Genomic DNA, 17,240 nt, shown 5'->3' on the forward strand with positions numbered 1-17,240 from the left:
CGTTATGTCAATCAAGTTAGCACACGGCCGGGCCTGCCGCTACGTACGGTGCAGCAAGGCTTTCGGGCTTTTTTTGGCAAGCCGGCAACGAATCGGCAGGTCCTGCGGCGCAAGGGAGGGGGCGAAGAAGAAAATGCCGGAAAGATTAAAACAACAATATTTCCGGCTGAATAAAAAGCGGCCAAGTGTTACAAGCAAGACGCGAGTGTAACAACCGGTAAAAGCCATTGGATCACGGCTTCGGCTGGCGTTTAATGGATATCACTTTGAACAGCGATGGTATCCATTCTCTGAGCAAGGTTCCTCCCCTCTAGTGTTGAAAGCACCACTAGCTCATACGGATCTGACGTTCCCCGTCAGATCCGTTTTTTTTCGTCCAACGCCTGGGGATAGGCTTCAGCGCAATGGCGGCAGGTTGGTTTCGCCGTCCAACAGGCTGTCGGCCGGCAGCGGCTCGACTGCGTTGAGTCGCTCGTAGATGGGCGTGAAATCAGGTGCGGTATCGCTGAACAATTGCTCGAAATCGCGGATCACGAAATAGGTTTCCTGATACGAGTCGATCTTATAGAGCGTGCGCATGACGCGCTCGACCTCGAACGGAATGCGACGCGGCTGGTCGCTGGTGAGGCAATACTCGACTTCGCCTGCCGAGGACAGGATGCCGGCGCCGTAGATGCGCAGGCCCTGCTCGCTCTGCACCAGGCCGAATTCGATCGTGTACCAGTACAGGCGCGCCAGATAGGCCAGGCCGTCCAGCTTGAGCGCCTTGAGGCCGCCACGGCCGTATTCCTGCAGGTGATTGGCAAAGACCGGGTTGAACAGCAGCGGCACGTGACCGAAGAAGTCATGGAACACGTCCGGCTCGACGATATAGTCGAACTCGTGCTCTTCGCGCAGCCACACCGTGACCGGAAAGCGGCGGTTGGCCAGGTGCTCGAAGAAAGTGTGGTCCGGCACCAGCCCCGGCACGGCCACCAGCTGCCAGCCGGTGGCGCGCTGCAGCGCCTCGCTGGTGCGGTCGAAACGGGGAATGCCTTGCGACACATCGAGCGCCTTGAGGCTGTCGATGAAGACATCGCATGCGCGGCCCGGAATCAGCCTGGCCTGGCGCTCGTAGAGACGACGCCAGCGCGCATGCTGCTCTTCGGTGTAGCGCTCCCAGTGTTGCGGCACCACGTAGTTGGCGTCGGCGCCGCTGTAGTCGCCGCGCAGGGCGCCGCTATCCGACTTGGTGGCAACGGTGGCGAAGAAATCGTCGGTATTGGGGGTGGTGCTCATGAATGCTCTGAGGTTGGTGCGAGGCGCATATTATGCGCCATTGCGGGGGCCGCCGTGGTCATCCGGTTTGCGGCGATTGCCCAATCCGGTCACCCGCGCGCCCCACTTCAGCAGCGCCTTGAAGTTGGCCTTGACGATGTAGTCCAGCATGGCCACCTGCTCTTGCATCGCTTCCTGGAAGACGGTAGCCGAATTGGCCGGCTTGATCTTGAGGTAGGCGTCGGCCTCGCCGTAGTCGCGATGGATCTCCATGCCGGCCTTCTTGGCGATGTGCATCATGACCTTGTTGGACGACAGGCAATGCATGTAGAGCGTATCGACGTCGGCATTGCGGCAGCGCATCGAAGCGCGCAGGAACAGGCGCGTGCCGACCCCCATGCCACGCGCCGCGCTCGACACCGAGACCCCGAACTCGGCCACCACCGGCTTGATGGTGGCGCCGCTGATGCGCGAGCTTTCGCGCGGGGCGAACGCCAGGTGCCCCACGCCCAGCAGGCGCAACCGGCGGTCATAGACGCCGAAGACGGTATCGCGCTCGAAGTCGATCTGCTCGGCGTAGCGCACCACCAGGTCGTCCGACAGCTTGGAGCCAAAACGCAGCAGGCGGTCGGACTCGCCCAGCGCCAGGAAGTGCCGCATCAGATGGCGTCGTGAGCGCGATGACAGCTCCTTGACGAATACCAGCGGACGCTCCGGCTGTGCCGGCGGCGGGGTACCACTGCCAGGACGCTTGAGCCAGGAAAAAAGGGGCGCCATGCTCGGACTCAGGCCGATGCCGGACGGTGCAGCGCCACGAACGCCGCCACCTTGTCGCTGCGGGCGGCGTGGATCGCGTCCTGGATCTTCTGCGGCTGCGCCTGGAACTGCTTGGCGACTGCGCCGGCATCGATATCCTGGGCCGCCTTGAGCGCACCCTCGAGATAGGCCGCCTGCGGAAACGGACGCTGCTCGAAGCCGGTGCGACCGCGATGGTCGCATTCTGCCGCGCGCAGCATGTCGACAAAGCGCTGTGGCTTGCGAAACGCATCGCAGCGCCCGAACAGCGTCACCAGCGTCGTCGGCCGCATCTCGAAGGCGCGCCCGACATTGCCATGTTCGCGCGCGGTGATCAGGGCCAGGTCGCGGCATTCGCTCGGCACCTTGAGGCGCGCGCAGACTTGCTCGGCCAGCTTGACGCTGCGCGCTTCGTGGCCATGATGGCGCGGCCATTCGTCGGCCGGCGTGCTGCCCTTGCCCAGGTCGTGCAGCAGCGCGGCAAAGCGGATCGGCAATGCATGCCCCTGGCTGGCGGCCCAGTCGACCACCAGCATCACGTGCACGCCGGTGTCGATTTCTGGGTGGTGTTTTTCGGGTTGCGGCACGCCCCACAAGGCATCGAGCTCGGGCAGGATGCGCTTGAGCGCGCCGCATGCGCGCAGCACCTCGAACATGCGCGATGGCCGCTGCTCCATCAGGCCGCGCGACAACTCTTGCCAGACCCGCTCGGGCACCAGGGCATCGACTTCTCCATCGTCGACCATGCGCTGCATCAGCGCATTGGTCTCGGGCGCAACGCTGAAGTCGGCAAAGCGCGCCGCGAAGCGCGCTACCCGCAGGATCCGCACCGGGTCTTCGACGAAGGCTTCCGAGACGTGCCTGAACAGGCGCTGCGCGATATCGTCACGGCCATGGTAAGGATCGACCAGGCTGCCGTCTTCATGCTGGGCGATGGCGTTGATGGTCAGGTCGCGACGGGCCAGGTCCTGCTCCAGCGTGACGTCGGGGGCGGCGTGGAAGGCGAAGCCGTGATAGCCGGGCGCGGTCTTGCGCTCGGTGCGGGCCAGCGCGTATTCCTCGTGGGTCTCGGGATGCAGGAACACCGGAAAGTCGCGGCCGACCGCACGATAACCCAGCGCCTGCATCTGCTGCGGCGTGGCACCCACCACCACGTGGTCGCGGTCCTTCACCGGCAGCCCCAGCAAGCCATCGCGTACGGCGCCGCCGACGGTATATATCCTCATTTATTTCTTCATTTGTGATCGGGCAGGACTTCTTTCTCGGCCAGCGCCTCGGCAATCCAGCGCGCCACGGCCGGATGCTCGCGCACGCGGTCGGCATAGGCCTGCAACGCGGGTGCCAGCGACACCTGGTAGCTGGCGAAGCGCATCACCACGGGCGCGTAGTAGGCGTCGGCAATCGAGAACTCGCCGAACAGGAAGTCATGATGGCCGAACTGGGCCAGGCATTCCTCCCAGATCTCGCAGATGCGCCCGATATCGCCCTGCGCTTCGGGCGTACGGCCCTGGCCCGGATAGCGGCCACGGATATCCATGCTCATGGCGCGGCGCAAGCCGGTGAAGCCGGAATGCATCTCGGCGCAAATGCTGCGCGCAATCGCGCGGGCATCGGCCGCCACCGGCCACAAGGCGCGGTCGGGGAACTGCTCGGCCAGGTATTCGCAGATCGCCAGCGAATCCCAGATCGCGATGTCGCCATCGAGCAGCACCGGCACCGTACCCGAAGCCGTGTAGCGCGCGATCTCGGCGGCAGTGTCGGGCTGGTCGAGCAGCACCCGAACTTCCTTGAAGGGAATATCGAAGGCGGTCATCGCCACCCACGCGCGCATCGACCACGACGAATAGTTCTTGTTGCCGATCACCAGCGTGGGCATTTGCCGACCGGCCTTCTTCAGCGCTTCGGACAGTACCGGGTCGAGTTCTGTATCTTGCATATGGGCTCTGGGGGGATGGTTGAAAGACAGGCGCCGCGTCAGCGCCCCGCCTTGCTGCGAAAAAGGTCGAACTGGCGTTGTTCGTTACGCGGCGCCAGGTACAAGGGCGCCGCATCTTCCAGCGCGGTAGGCGTCAGCTGGAGTTCGGCGGAAATCGGTGCGCCGAGGACGTTGTCGACCCGCATCGAGGCCACGTTGTCACGGCTCATCAGCTTGCCGGGCAGGTGTTCGAGCAACCAGGCCTGCAGTAATGCGGCCGACGACGGCAACGGCAGGATCGGGCGATTGCGTCCCACCATCCAGCCGGCCAGCCGCACCAGCTCGCGCAGGCTGTAGACGCGCGGTCCGCCCAGTTCAAACGTCTTGCCCGCCAGCGCCTGCTGATCGATCGCGCGCTTGAAGGCTTGCGCCACATCGCCCACGTACACCGGCTGGAAGCGCGCCTCGGCCGACCCCAGCGGCAACACCGGAAAGCGCTTTTGCAGGCCGGCAAACAGATTCAGAAAACGGTCGCCCTCACCGAACACCACCGAGGGCCTGAAGATCACCGTCTGCAGCCCCGACTGCGCCCCGGCATTGGCCTCGACTTCACCCGCGGCCTTGGAGCGCTGGTACATCGACGGCCCATGGGCGTCTGCCCCCAGGGCGCTCATGTGCAGGTAACGTCCGACGCCGTGCTGCACGCAGGCCGCCACGACACGGCGCGGCAGCAGCACATGCTGCGCCTCGAAGTCTGGACCGTAGGGCTGGCCGCGCCGGGCGGGGCGCGAATGCAATATGCCGACCAGGTTGATCACCACATCGGCCTGCGCCACCAGTGCCGACAGCACGCCGTCATCATGGATGTCGGCCAGCACCACCGACACCACCGGCGACACCAGCAGATGCTTGGCGCGCTCGATGCGCCGGGTCGGCACCATCACGCGATAATCGGTGCTGGCTCCCAGCAACCGGACGATGCGGGTACCGATGAAGCCGGTGCCGCCCAATACCAGAATCCTGCGTACAGCCATGCCTTGCCTCCTTGAGTGCAGCCCGCGAGCAGATCAGGGCAGGTCGGTTGCCGCGTCGGCGTTGGGGGCGATATTGCCCATGCGCTGCTTCAACGACTGCGGACGATTTTCGAACATTGCGGCATAGTAAGTCGCATTGGACATCACGTTCTTGACATAGCCACGGGTCTCGTTGAAAGGAATCATCTCGGCAAAGATCGCGCCCTCCACCGTGCGCGGCAGCGTGGCGCGCCAGGTCCGTGGACGACCGGGACCGGCGTTGTAGCCGGCCGTGGCCAGGGTCTCGGAACCGTTCATGTTGTTGAGCACCATGTCGAGATAGCTGGTGCCCAGCAGCAGGTTGGTGTTGATGTCATTGACCTGGTCGGCAGTGAATTCGGTCATGCCGATCTTCTTGGCCACGAACTTGGCGGTCGCCGGCATCAACTGCATCAGGCCAGATGCCCCGACATGCGAGCGGGCCGATTTGATGAAACGCGACTCCTGGCGAATCAGGCCATAGACCCAGGCGTTTTCCATCCCCAGCGGACGCGTGGCGGCGTTCATCTCGGGCAGGTGCGGCGCCGGGAAGCGCTGGGTGAAATCGAATTCGGCGCGGGTACGGTCCGAGGTATTGACCATGCGGTCCAGCACATCGCTCTGGCGGGCGTATTCGGCGGCCGCCAGCAACTGGCGATCCGTCATCTTGCGCAATTCCCAGTTCCATTCGCGGATCGCTTCGAAGCGCAGGTTCAACTGATAGAACCGCAGCGAACGCTTGAAGCCGGCATTTTGCGAATACACGGCGATCTCACCGGCGCCCGGCGGCGTCGGTCCGGGCGGCACGGTGATCTTTTGCCCCAGTTCTTCCAGCGCCAGCTGGCCGTAGAAACTGAAGTTGCCCGAGATCGATTCGAACAGGCGGCGCGCCGCATCGTTCTGGCCATCTTCGCGCAGGGCGCGACCCAGCCAGTAGACCCAGGTGATGTCGTTGCGCAGCGCCACGGGCATGCCGGCAATGGTGCCGCGAACGGTCTTCCAGTCGCCTGCGCGCAGGGCCATGCGCACCTTCCATTGCATCGCGTCCTGCGACAGCGGCGCATCCAGCGTCTTGCGCCAGTAGTCGGCCGCTTCCGGCGCCAGCTTGTAGGACGCCGCCAGCGCGATCTGCGCCCAGCCCAACGCCACTTCCTGGCTGGTCATCTGGCGTGCGGCGCCGTTGAGATAGGTGGCCGCCTGGGCCGGGTTGCTCTTGGCGATACGTCCCAGCGCAATGATGTAGAGCTGGTGATTGGCCGCGCCTTCGCCCGGGCCCTTGGCCAGCATCAGGGTCGGCTTGTCCATCACCTGCGGCACGGTCGCCACGCCATTGTCGACCAGCACGGCAGCGCGACGCGCCACAGTGGTGTTGCCGTTCTCGGCCGCCTGGCGAATCTGGAACCAGACATCGGCCTGGCTGAACTGGCCGTTCTGCGCCAGCGTGGCGATCAGGTCGCTGCAGCCCTGGCCATAATCCTTGGGATTGACCAGCAGGGCGCGCGCCTCGTCGGCCACATTGGCGCCCTTCAAGGCGCGCGAATTTAGCGCAAAGCACTTAACCTGAGTATCGTCATCCAGAACGAATTTGGGATACTGTTCGTCGAACAACGCCCAGTTGCCTGTCTTGCCCAACGCCAACAGCCAGTCATTGCGCAAGCGATCGACGATGGCCTGGCCATCGTAGCGGGTCAGAAAGTCGCGCACTTCCTGCTCGCTGGCGCTATAGTCGCGCACCCGTGGCTTGAGCCGGTAATAGTCGACGTAGGAGACCAGATCGTAACTGCCCAGTCGCGCCGCCAGCTCTTGCGCCAGGGCGCCGTTGTCACTGGCGGCGGCAGCCCGCAGGGCGATGAAGACATCGTCGGCCGATGCATCCGGCCCCGGTCGCTTTTGCGCATGGGCCGAAGGAATGACGCAGATAGCCGCGCCTGCGGCCAGCGCCAGCGAAGTCGCCAGCCGACGCAGGGTTTTGTCGAACAGATAATTCTTCAGACGCATTCTTGGACAACCTGGTTGAGTAATCGAAACAAAAAAACAGACTAGCGGACACATCAAAATGACGACACCAAGCATAGCACGCGCCCCATTGCCATCGCTGCCGCAGAGCAAGGCCAAACCGACCTTGCGCGACGAACTGCTGGCGCGCCGTCGCGGCCTCGACGATACCGCCCGGCGCCTGGCCGATGCCGCCATTGCCGAGCGCGTGCTGGCCTGGTGCGCCGCAGCCGGCATCGCCAGCCTGGGCGTGTACCACCCGATCCGGCGCGAGCCCGACCTGCTATCGGCCTATAACGCATTGACCGCACAAGGCGTGCACCTGTCATTGCCAGTGGTGACCGACAACAATGCGCCACTGATGTTTCGTCGCTGGATTCCGGGGGATGTTCTGGAAAAGGACGCCCTCGGCACCCTGACCCCGACCAGCACCGCAGCGCAGGTGCATCCGCAGGCCCTGCTGGTGCCGTGCCTGGGGTTTAGTGCCGAGCGCTACCGGCTGGGTTATGGCGGCGGCTTCTATGACCGCACGCTGGCCGAGACGCCCCGACCGCTGGCTGTCGGGGTTTGCCATGCGTTCGGGCTGGTGGAGTTTGCGGGGGAAGCGCATGACATCGCGCTGGATCTGGTACTGACGGACCAGGGGCAATGGGGACGGCCGGACGAGATAGTTAGAACTCAAGCACCCTCGATAATCCCGTCGTCCTGACGAAAGTAAGGACCCAGCGTCGTGCAACGGTCATAGACGCAGCACATAAGCCACTGGATACCGGCCTGCGCCGGCAGGACGGGATACTGAGAATTCAGGCGCCGTCGCCCTTGGCCAGCCTCAGGTCCTCGATGGTGCGAATGCAATCACGACCGGCGGCCTTGGCCAGATAGAGCGCCTCGTCGGCTTCGCGCAGCACGTCTTCGGGATTATCGACCTGGCGCTGCGGCGCCACCGCCGACACGCCGATGCTGATGGTCAGGAAACCGGTGGCGCTGGCGGTATGTTCAATCCCCAGCTTCTGGACCGAAATACGGATCCGTTCGGCCACCATCAATGCGCCCTCCAGCTTGGCGCCAGGCAGCAGCACCGCGATTTCCTCGCCGCCGTAACGCGCCAGCAAGTCTTCCGGACGCACGTTGGTATCGCGAATGGCGCTGCCCAGGCGGCGCAGCACCTTGTCGCCGGCCATGTGACCGTACAGGTCGTTGTACTGCTTGAAATAATCGACGTCGATCATGATCACGGCCAGCGACAGGCCGGTCCGCGCGGCGCGATTGAATTCCTCGTGCAGGCCGCGTTCGAACTGGCGGCGGTTGGCCAGACCCGTGAGCGCGTCTTCCAGCGCCAGTCGCGCCAGCGTCTTGTTCATCTCTTCCAGATGCACGCGCGCCTCGTCCAGCTCGACCTCGATATTCTTGCGCTCGGCCACCAGCGCATTGAAAGCGCCCTGCACGTCGCCCAACTCATCGGCTCGCACCTCGCCGGGCAACTGTTCGAGGGTCTTGTCCTGGCGGATGCGCTGGATGTGCGCATGCAGGCGCTGCAAGGGCTGCAGCAAGCGGGATACGAACCACCACGACAGCAGGCCGGCCAGCAAGGTGAGCACGGCGGCGACCAGGATCGCCCGGTTCTGCATCTCGGTGATCGGCGCATAGGCGTCCCGTGCCGGGTAATGCGCGCCGATGATCCAGTCAGTGGTGGTCATGCGCTTGTAAGCGTACAGCGCGGGTTCGCCCTGGCGGTCCGGGCTTTCCATGCTGCCTTCGAAGCCCTTGAGGGCGGCCTCGCCGGCCGGGCTGCGACCGCCGATGGCATCCATGTGCTGCAACACGCGGCTCTTGTCCTTGTGCTCGATCACGGTACCGTCGCCAGACAGGATGAACATGGTCCGGGTATTACCCATCTGCACGTTGGTGAACTGGCCCAGGAAGTTATTTTCCTTCAGGTCGATACTCCCCACCAGCACCATGTCGACCTCGCCCCGCGGGCCCAGCACCGGCTCGGTCATCAACACCACCGGACGGTTCGACATCTTGCTCAGCAAGGGCTTGGAAATCAGGCCCTTCTTGGATTTGAGGGTCTGCTCCAGGTAATCGCGACCGCTCATGCTGAAGCGGTTGGCCTGGGAAGCATCGATATAGTTAGCCAGCACATTGCCGTTGGCCTCGACCACGCTCACATTGAAGAACTGGGCGGTCAGCGACAGGTGTTGTTCAAGGAAGCGCTGCATCTGCTGGCTGTTATGCCGAGCGCCATCGGGGATGCCTTCGGCCAGCAGTCGCAGGGCGATACGGCGATCTTCGAAACCGGCGTCCAGCGCGGCTGCCGTGAGCTTGAGCGCGGCAAACTGCTGCCCGCCCAACTCCTCGCGCATGTCGCGCCGGATAACAAGCAATGAAATGGCGGTGACGACGACGGCAGTAACGACTACCGCGACCACCACGGCCAGGGCCAGGCGGGTTTTGAGTTCCAGGTTCAGGCGCGACATAGGCTAAGACGTTCTCTTCCCCGGGGGACGGTTGCCTCCCCCATTTTTCTGTTTTACTTCTTCGCCCGCGGCAGCTGGTTAGCCCGCCGTGAGCCGATGACCACGCGAAATGCTACAGGCTCGCGGGGCGACATGCAAACAGCGCTTGGTCCCGCGCCGCTGCTGTGACGATTTATCCACGCTGCCGGCGCCACTAACAGAACCTAGATGACCTGCAATGCCTGCAGCAGCGGCAGCCGGGTGGCTGCAAAGAGCCGCGCCTGCAGCGACAGTTCGGCCAGGTTCTCGGCCTCGCTCTCCAGCCTTGTCCCGTCACGCACCAGCTTCTTGCCCTGCGCCGAGACATGCTTCCAGACCACCGCCGGCCAGGCCGCCACGTCGTCGCCACGCTCCAGAAACGCCAGCAGGAACAATTGTTCGATACGGTCGACCGACACTCCGCCCCCGGTCACCGGGCTGCACAGGTGGCCGACGTCGCCCTCGCTGCCGGCGCTGGCGGGCAGGCGGGCCTTATGCAGCAGGTGCAGGTTGAGCGCCCGCGCGCGGCGGTTGATCTCGGCCCGCGCAGCGGCATCGCCCTCGGCCGGCAGGGGCGCGGCATGACCGGTGCCGATCAGCATCAGCGCCGAATCGATCACCTGTTGCAGGTTGAGATTGCGATGCGCCAGGCTGGCCGCCAGATCAACCAGGGTATGCGGCCTGTAATCACCCAGCGCCTGCAGAATCGGTTCATAGATCAGGCGGTTCAGGGTGATCTCGGAGGCGACGTTGTGCACCGTCAGCGGCACCTTGTCGGGCTCGGTCAGCAACACGATGGATTGCAGGGCCAGCGCCTGCACCCGCTGCCGGTCTTCCATCGGTTGCGCCCCGCGCACCCAGTAGTCGCGCCGGAATTGCTGGTTCACCATGAAGTCGCGCACGCTCTGCTGTTGCACCGGGTCCTCGATGCGTTGCATGAACTGCCGCTGCGACGGCGTCAGGTTGGCCATATCGAGATGGTCGGCGTAGTGGGCGGTGCAGGCGAAGTCCAACCCGATCTGCGACAACCGGGCGTGGACCGATGCAAACGACTCGGCGTGCCAGTCACGGTTGAAATACTCGTGCGCCAGGTAACTGCGCGGTTGCTGCTGCAGTATCTTGAGCCGGTCACGCATGAAGGGGTTGGCCTGGGCATAGACCGGATCGGCGTCGAACATGTTGGCGGCGAATTCGAGCGCGGCGTCAATCCGTTCGGCCGTGGGCAAACCCTGTTCTTCATGATCGGCCTGCAGCGTGTGCTGCATCAGCAAGTCGCGCAGCGGCATGAAGGCGGCCCAGCCGGGCTGCGTGTTATAGCTGATATAGAGCACGCCGCCCGGCTTGAGCTTGCGGTCGATGAAATCGAAAATGATCGCCCGGTTCTCAGCCGACACCCAGCTCCACACGCCATGCAGCGCAATGAAATCGAAGTCGGGCAGGTCGCTGCGCCGGCAAAACCGCGAAAAGCTGGAGTCTTCCAGCTGCGCACCGGCGCCGGAGGCCGCCGCCAGTTCCTGCGCGAAGGCGGCCTGCATCGGATTGAAATCGTTACCCCACCAGCGGGTACCGGATGCAGCGGCGTGAAAATTGGTCGACAAGCCCTGGCCGAAGCCCAGCTCGCAAGCCGTCTGCACCACCGGCGCCTGCAGGCCGTGGCAGGCAAAGGCCAGCGGCAGGCGGGCCGGGTTCATGCCGGGGTAATAGCCGAAGGTATAGGCGATGTCGAAGACGTAGCCGTCATTCCAGTTGTTCAAGGGGGTGCTCCGGGCGGTTGGCGGTGTTAATTATTGGTGATTAATTATTGATTTGGTCGGGCTCGCCCGTAGTGCCGGTTTCGTTATAAGCCGTGTATTTACGCGCGCTCCCGCGCGCCTGCTGGACCGGATATTTCCTGGCATTGAGCTCGAGTTTTTCAAGCACCGCCTGGTGCAGGTCGACCCCGGTGTGATCGGCCAGCTGGATCAGATAGACCAGCACGTCGGCCATTTCGTGGCGGATGCCGATGCGGGCGGCGTCATCGAGTTCATGATCGGCGCCGGTGGGCAGCCATTGGAAATGCTCCACCAGTTCGGCCACCTCGACCGACAACGCCATCGCCAGGTTCTTGGGCGTATGAAAACGCCGCCAGTCGCGCTCGTCGCTGAAATGCCTCACGCGGTCTCGCAAATCGGTCAGGTCGGAGCGCTGGTCTGCTGGATTCATGGGGAGGCAATGTTGGCGTGGATCAAGCGATTACTTTATCACCATCGACGACCTCAATCGCGGCAAAGCTTGACCTGCGACAGCCACCGACGACGTCGATTGCGGCACAATGGGCAGCTCTACCGTATCCGAGCCGGCAAAAACATGCATTTTCCCACCCTGCCCCGCCCCACCGCACGCCTGTGGATCTGCGTCCTGACACTGTGCGGCCTCATGCTGGCGGGCTGTGACCGTTCGGTCGATCGTGAATTGGCCGAACACGAAGCGGCCCAGACCACGCTCGGGGTGACGCCCAAGGAATTCTCGCAGCGCTTCAACCGCCAGTTGCCCGCCATCCTGACCGACCTGCAGGTAAGCGATGCGGACCACATGGCCCGGCTCTACCAACTCGACGATAGCAGGCTGCATCCGGGCAAGTACGAATATGTGCTCGAGACCACGGTCGGCCCATCCCAGACCACGATACTGGGCACGCTCAACAAGAAGGGCGAGCTGCGTGCCGTCGGAATACTGCTGACCGAACGGGGATCAGCGGCGCGGGACGAGTTCCTGATCTGCGCCGAGGGCGCGGCACGCAGCTTCATCACCGCTGCGCCGGAAAAACTGATGCCGCTGATCAACCGCATGACCGGCGTGGCCCTCAACAACCCGGGCCAGCGCATGACCGAAGTTGTCGAACGTCAACTGCTGTCGGTCGAGATCGTGCCGCAGGGCCTGTTATTCCAGGTGCAGCCCCAGCAGTGACGTAACCGGCAATCAAGTATCGATTTGCACCTCATTTCCTCGCATGGCGGCTCGCCGGCACAAGGCAGACTTGAAATCAGTTGAGATTTCTCTAACAATGTCTTGCCTGGTCATTCGATAACTAAAACAGGCAAGCATCTGCCGCGAGGGCGGCATGCCATAACAATTCAACTGTATTGTTTCGCAGCACAGCTCATCCTTTGCATGATGCCGTCGGCATGCTGACGGTAGTTCGTTGATAGGCGCGGCGCTTCCCCGGGGGAATCATGCCGCGGCGTTCATAACAATGCGTGCAGGGCCTGGCCGCGATTGCGGTCACTCTCGCACACCAAGGGGAAACGCATGCGCAAAAACCTGCCCGTCACCGACGTCGAGCGGCTGCTGGAAGACGGCAAGTCAATCGTCTCCAAGACCGATCTCCAGGGCAACATCACCTACGTCAATCCTTACTTCATTGAAATCAGCGGGTTCGAAGAGCCCGAACTGATCGGCGCGCCGCAGAATCTGGTGCGCCACCCCGACATGCCGCGCGAAGCGTTCGCCGACATGTGGACTACCCTCAAGTCAGGACTCCCCTGGAACGGACTGGTCAAGAACCGCTGCAAGAATGGCGACTTCTATTGGGTCCAGGCCAACGTGACGCCGGTGCGCGAGAACGGCCGGGTGGTCGGCTACATGTCGGTGCGCACCCGACCCGCGCGCGACCAGGTCCAGGCCGCCGGCGGCGTGTACCAGCGCTTTGCCAGCGGCAATGCACGCGGCCTGCGCATCCACCGCGGCGCCGTCAAGCGCACCGGCCTCATCGGCTGGCTACAGGGGCTGGGGGGCATGTCGATTGCGCGCCGGCTGACATTGATCATGGGCGTGCTGACGTTGATCTTCGTGGCCGGCGGCATCATCGCTGGCGGCACCGTGCAGAAGGCCGGCGGCAATCCGTGGCCGATATGGGGCGGCACCGCCGTCGCCGAACTGGTGGTGCTGGCATGCTGGGCGATGCTGCACACCAGCATCGTCAACCCGCTCAAGCAAGCCATCGGCGTGGTGCACGGGCTGGCCGGCGGCGACCTCGACCTGCGTGTCGACACCAGCGTGCGCGGCGACCTCGGACTCTTGCTGCAGGCATTGCAGCAACTCAACGTCAACCTGCGCTCGATCATCGGCGACGTGCGCCACAACATCGAATCGATGTCAGTCTCGACGCAGGAAATCGCCAACGGCAACATGGACCTGTCGACCCGCACCGAATCGCAGGCATCGAGCCTGGAAGAGACCGCCTCCAGCGTTGAACAATTTGCCGCCACCGTGCGCCAGAATGCCGACTCCGCCGCCAATGCCGACCGCCAGGCCGTGGCCGCGTCGGAAGTGGCGCTACGAGCCGGCGACACGGTACGACGCATGGGCACGACCATGCATGAGATCGATGCGTCTTCGGCCAAGATCGTCGACATCATCAGCCTGATCGACGGCATCTCTTTCCAGACCAATATCCTGGCCTTGAATGCGGCAGTGGAAGCGGCGCGCGCCGGCGAACAGGGGCGGGGCTTTGCGGTAGTGGCCGCCGAAGTGCGCACCCTGGCGCAGCGATCGGCGGCAGCAGCCAAGGACATCAAGGTGTTGATCGGCGACTCCAGCGGCAAGGTTCAGGACGGCACGCAACTGGTGCAGGAAACCGCTACGGCGATGGACGAGATTTCGCGGGCGGTGCGCGACATGGCCGTCACCATGGCCGAGATCACGATGGCCAGCAAGGAGCAGAGCGGCGGCGTCGACCAGTTGAACGTGGCGATCAATTCCATCGACGAGACCACCCAGCAGAATGCGGCGCTGGTCGAACAGGCCGCAGCGGCAGCGGCCAACCTGAGCGAGCAGGCCAGCCGGCTCAACCAGGCGGTGTCGGTGTTCAAGATCGATGCGGGTGCACGCACGGCGCATGCCGGCGCCGCTGCCGGCCGGTCGTCGCTGCGCCAGGCCAATCTGGTTCAACCGCAGGCATTGCATTCCTGAAGAACGGCACTGCGCTTTACAGACAATTGCACATCTTTACGCCGCCAGCGCAGCCTGGCGGCTTGGCTTGATACTCCCGCTTGTTATGATAAATCCGCCGTGCGCAACATCCGCGCACGGCCCATTCATCACTATTTCGACGGGGAGTCCAGCATGAGCATTTCATCCGTATCGTCCAGCAACAGCAGCCTGTACAACACGGTCATCCAGCCGATCAAGAACGTGGTCAAGGAAGTCGGCGACGACATCGGCGACGCCTACGACAGCACCGTCGACACCATCAAGTCGGCCGCCACTTCGGTAGGAGACGACATCGCCGCCGGTTTCAAGAAGATCGGCAGCATCATCGACACCAGCGCTTGAAGCATCGGGCTTGCTGCGGCGCCTGAACAACGGCGTCGTGCTCGCCCGTCCGGTGCGCATGGCGGGCAACCGCGCCCGATCGATCCCGATTGAGCTTGCCGTTACAATGCCGGTCTTGCCCTGTGCCTTGCCGGAGACCGACCGCCATGCTGCTGCACTACATCTACCTGATGGCCATCTGCGCCGAAGCCGCCTCGGGCGCCCTGATGGGCATCCGCCGCGACATGGACATCTTCGGCATCTGCCTCATCGGCACCGTGGCCGCGCTCGGCGGCGGCAGCGTGCGCGATATCCTGATCGGTCACTATCCACTGAGTTGGGTGGCCCACCCTGAATACCTGGCCTTCACCATCTGCGCCGCCATCGTGGCCGCCGTCGGCGCACGCGCGCTGCATCGCTTCAAGTCGGCGTTCCTGGTAGTCGATGCCCTGGGGCTGGTGGCCTTCACCATCATCGGCTGCGATATCGCGCGCAGCTTCTCGACATTCCATCCGGCCATCGTGGTCATCCTCGGCATGATCACCGGCGTCTTCGGCGGCCTGCTGCGCGATGTGCTGTGCAACCAGATCCCGCTGGTGTTGCGCCGTGAGATCTATGCCAGCGTGTCGCTGCTGACCGGCACGCTCTACATGGGACTGCTATACCTCGACCTCGATGTGCGCATCGCCACGCTGGGTTCGCTGCTGGTGGGCTTTACGGTGCGACTGCTGGCCATCCGCTTCGAATGGCAACTGCCGCGCATGGACAGCAAACACGTGCGAGGCTTCGATTAGGATTTGTTGCAACTTCCTGACGGCGCTTAGCAGCCCTGCGGTATCCAATAAGGGCTGTGCAAAATCTAAGTCAAGGAATGGCAATGAAGAAAGTACTAAGTGCGGCCGCAGCGATCCTGCTGGCACTGAGCCTGGGCGGCTGCGTATGCGCGCCCTGGTGGTGCGGCCCAGGCGGCGGCCCGGGTGGAGGAGGCGGGGGTGGCCACGGCGGTGGAGGTGGCTGGGGCGACGGCGGTCGCGGCGGCCCGCGCTAACGCGGCGCCGCAACCCCGGTCAGGCCTTGGACAGCAAATCGATCAACTGGTCGACGTCGATCGGCTTGACCAGGTGATGGTCGAAGCCGGACGCCCGGCTCCGGTCCTTGTCGTCCTGCTGGCCATATCCTGTCACCGCAACCAGCATGGCGCCAGCCGTCTGTGGCAGTTGGCGCAATGCCCCGGCCAATTCGTTGCCGTTCATGTCGGGCAAACCGATATCGAGCAGGCAGATGGTCGGCGCGTGCTCTTTGGCATGCGCGATGGCGTCGCCGGCCGTGTATTGCACGACGACCTCATAACCGGCCACCTGCAGCACCATCGCCAACGCATCGGCAGCGTCCTGGTTATCGTCCACGATCATGATGCGGGTCGACCCCGGCACGTCGGATGCAGCCGCTTCCATCTGGGCGATGACATGATCGGCTGCGGCACTGACCAGGTGCGGCAGGCGGATCGTGAAACGGCTGCCACGCCCCAGGCCTTCGCTGAAGGCCTGCACGCTACCGCCATGCGATTTGATGAGGCTCTCGACCAGCGACAGCCCCAGGCCCAGGCCGCCCTGTGAACGGTCGGCCGATCGCTCGGCCTGTGCGAACAGCTCGAAGACGTGCGCCACCACGTCCGGATTCATGCCGATACCGTTATCGGCTACCTCCACCACCACGTCGTTGCCACGCACGCTCATCGAGGCGGCGATCGTGCCGCCATTGGGCGTGTACTTGGCGGCGTTGTGCAACACATTGGCGAACACCTGCACCAAGCGCTTGCGGTCACCCTGCACATTGATCTCGCAGGTCGGCATCTCGAGCGTGAGGGTGTGACTGCGCGAGCGCATCATCGAATCGACCTGCTCCACGGCTTCCGACAGGATCTGGCGGATGTCGATCACCTCGCGGTCGAGGGTAATCAGGCCGCGCGTGACCCGCGCCACGTCCAGCAAGTCGTCGATCAGGCTGGTCATGTGCTTGACCTGGCGGGCAATGATCTGGCTGGCCATCTTGACCTTGCCCACATCAGCCGAGGCCAGTGCAAGCAACTGCGCCGCCGCACCGATCGGCGCCAGCGGATTACGCAGCTCGTGGCCCAGCATGGCCAGGAATTCATCCTTGCGGCGGTCGGCTTCATGCACTTCGTACTGGCGTTCGCGCGCGCGCACGGCGGCGCGCACCGTACTGACCAGCGTCGACGGCCGGATCGGGCTCTCAAGCAGGGTCAGGTTGCGCAGCCGTTCATGCGCGTCCATATACCAGCGACTGTCGCTGGCGATCCGGGTCAGCACCAGCACCGGCAAGTCCGACCAGGGCGGCTGCCTGGCGATGAATTCGGTCAATCCCGCCGAGCGGTTGGGCGCGACCACATCGTCTGCGGTCAGCAAGGCACCCGCC

16 protein-coding genes are annotated in these 17,240 nt (G+C 63.8%); 6 read left to right on the forward strand and 10 right to left on the reverse strand.

Going from position 1 to position 17,240, the window contains the following annotated elements; genetic code table 11:
- Positions 1–396 precede the first annotated feature (396 nt).
- The 6 genes from phhA to LBW87_RS09050 are packed head-to-tail and all read right to left on the reverse strand — an operon-like array spanning position 397 to position 7,017.
- Positions 397–1,278 (reverse strand): phenylalanine 4-monooxygenase, encoded by an 882-nt coding sequence (phhA, locus tag LBW87_RS09025; RefSeq protein WP_225201113.1) that lies wholly within the window; start codon positions 1,276–1,278, stop codon positions 397–399.
- 30 nt (positions 1,279–1,308) lie between these two features.
- Positions 1,309–2,034 carry a GNAT family N-acetyltransferase gene (locus tag LBW87_RS09030; RefSeq protein ID WP_225201114.1) on the reverse strand — a complete coding sequence of 242 codons (726 nt, stop codon included), beginning with the start codon at positions 2,032–2,034 and terminating at the stop codon, positions 1,309–1,311.
- Positions 2,035–2,042: 8 nt separating this feature from the next.
- On the reverse strand, positions 2,043–3,278 hold the full coding sequence (locus LBW87_RS09035) for a multifunctional CCA addition/repair protein (RefSeq protein ID WP_225201115.1): 1,236 nt from the start codon (positions 3,276–3,278) through the stop codon (positions 2,043–2,045).
- Between the two features lie 8 nt (positions 3,279–3,286).
- A complete protein-coding gene (locus tag LBW87_RS09040; RefSeq protein WP_225201116.1) occupies positions 3,287–3,988 on the reverse strand; it encodes a glutathione S-transferase family protein in 702 nt (233 codons plus the stop codon).
- 38 nt (positions 3,989–4,026) lie between these two features.
- Positions 4,027–5,001 (reverse strand): complex I NDUFA9 subunit family protein, encoded by a 975-nt coding sequence (locus LBW87_RS09045; protein WP_225201117.1) that lies wholly within the window; start codon positions 4,999–5,001, stop codon positions 4,027–4,029.
- A 33-nt stretch (positions 5,002–5,034) separates the two neighbouring features.
- On the reverse strand, positions 5,035–7,017 hold the full coding sequence (locus tag LBW87_RS09050; RefSeq protein ID WP_225201118.1) for a lytic transglycosylase domain-containing protein: 1,983 nt from the start codon (positions 7,015–7,017) through the stop codon (positions 5,035–5,037).
- A gap of 58 nt (positions 7,018–7,075) precedes the next feature.
- Between LBW87_RS09050 and LBW87_RS09055 the strand changes: the two genes are divergently transcribed.
- Positions 7,076–7,723, forward strand: a complete 648-nt coding sequence (locus LBW87_RS09055) for a 5-formyltetrahydrofolate cyclo-ligase (RefSeq protein ID WP_225201119.1) — start codon at positions 7,076–7,078, stop codon at positions 7,721–7,723.
- 94 nt (positions 7,724–7,817) lie between these two features.
- On the opposite strand, the gene LBW87_RS09060 is transcribed toward LBW87_RS09055, so the two are convergent.
- From LBW87_RS09060 to LBW87_RS09070, 3 genes are all read right to left on the reverse strand, one after another.
- Positions 7,818–9,494, reverse strand: coding sequence for a diguanylate cyclase (locus LBW87_RS09060; protein ID WP_225201120.1), 1,677 nt, complete (start codon positions 9,492–9,494; stop codon positions 7,818–7,820).
- Positions 9,495–9,697: 203 nt separating this feature from the next.
- Entirely contained in the window at positions 9,698–11,266 is a 1,569-nt protein-coding gene (locus LBW87_RS09065) for a methyltransferase regulatory domain-containing protein (RefSeq protein WP_225201121.1), read from the reverse strand.
- 40 nt (positions 11,267–11,306) lie between these two features.
- Complete coding sequence (locus LBW87_RS09070) at positions 11,307–11,714, reverse strand: nucleotide pyrophosphohydrolase (protein WP_225201122.1); 408 nt, start codon at positions 11,712–11,714, stop codon at positions 11,307–11,309.
- A gap of 144 nt (positions 11,715–11,858) precedes the next feature.
- On the opposite strand from LBW87_RS09070, the gene LBW87_RS09075 reads away from it, so the two are divergent.
- The 5 genes from LBW87_RS09075 (at position 11,859) to LBW87_RS09095 (ending at position 15,852) form a co-directional block, all read left to right on the forward strand.
- The gene (locus tag LBW87_RS09075; RefSeq protein ID WP_225201123.1) at positions 11,859–12,458 is read left to right on the forward strand and encodes an attG domain containing protein; all 600 of its coding nucleotides are present in this window, start codon (positions 11,859–11,861) and stop codon (positions 12,456–12,458) included.
- Positions 12,459–12,800: 342 nt separating this feature from the next.
- A complete protein-coding gene (locus tag LBW87_RS09080; protein WP_225201124.1) occupies positions 12,801–14,462 on the forward strand; it encodes a methyl-accepting chemotaxis protein in 1,662 nt (553 codons plus the stop codon).
- A gap of 153 nt (positions 14,463–14,615) precedes the next feature.
- Positions 14,616–14,825, forward strand: coding sequence for a protamine P1 domain containing protein (locus LBW87_RS09085; RefSeq protein WP_225201125.1), 210 nt, complete (start codon positions 14,616–14,618; stop codon positions 14,823–14,825).
- 146 nt (positions 14,826–14,971) lie between these two features.
- Positions 14,972–15,598 (forward strand): trimeric intracellular cation channel family protein, encoded by a 627-nt coding sequence (locus tag LBW87_RS09090; protein ID WP_225201126.1) that lies wholly within the window; start codon positions 14,972–14,974, stop codon positions 15,596–15,598.
- A gap of 83 nt (positions 15,599–15,681) precedes the next feature.
- Positions 15,682–15,852 carry a hypothetical protein gene (locus LBW87_RS09095; protein WP_225201127.1) on the forward strand — a complete coding sequence of 57 codons (171 nt, stop codon included), beginning with the start codon at positions 15,682–15,684 and terminating at the stop codon, positions 15,850–15,852.
- A 19-nt stretch (positions 15,853–15,871) separates the two neighbouring features.
- Here the strand turns inward: LBW87_RS09095 and LBW87_RS09100 are convergent, their stop codons facing one another.
- Positions 15,872–17,230, reverse strand: a complete 1,359-nt coding sequence (locus LBW87_RS09100) for an ATP-binding protein (protein ID WP_225201128.1) — start codon at positions 17,228–17,230, stop codon at positions 15,872–15,874.
- Positions 17,231–17,240: the final 10 nt, after the last annotated feature.

Source organism: Herbaspirillum sp. alder98 (genome assembly GCF_020179755.1).
Lineage (GTDB): Bacteria > Pseudomonadota > Gammaproteobacteria > Burkholderiales > Burkholderiaceae_D > Herbaspirillum.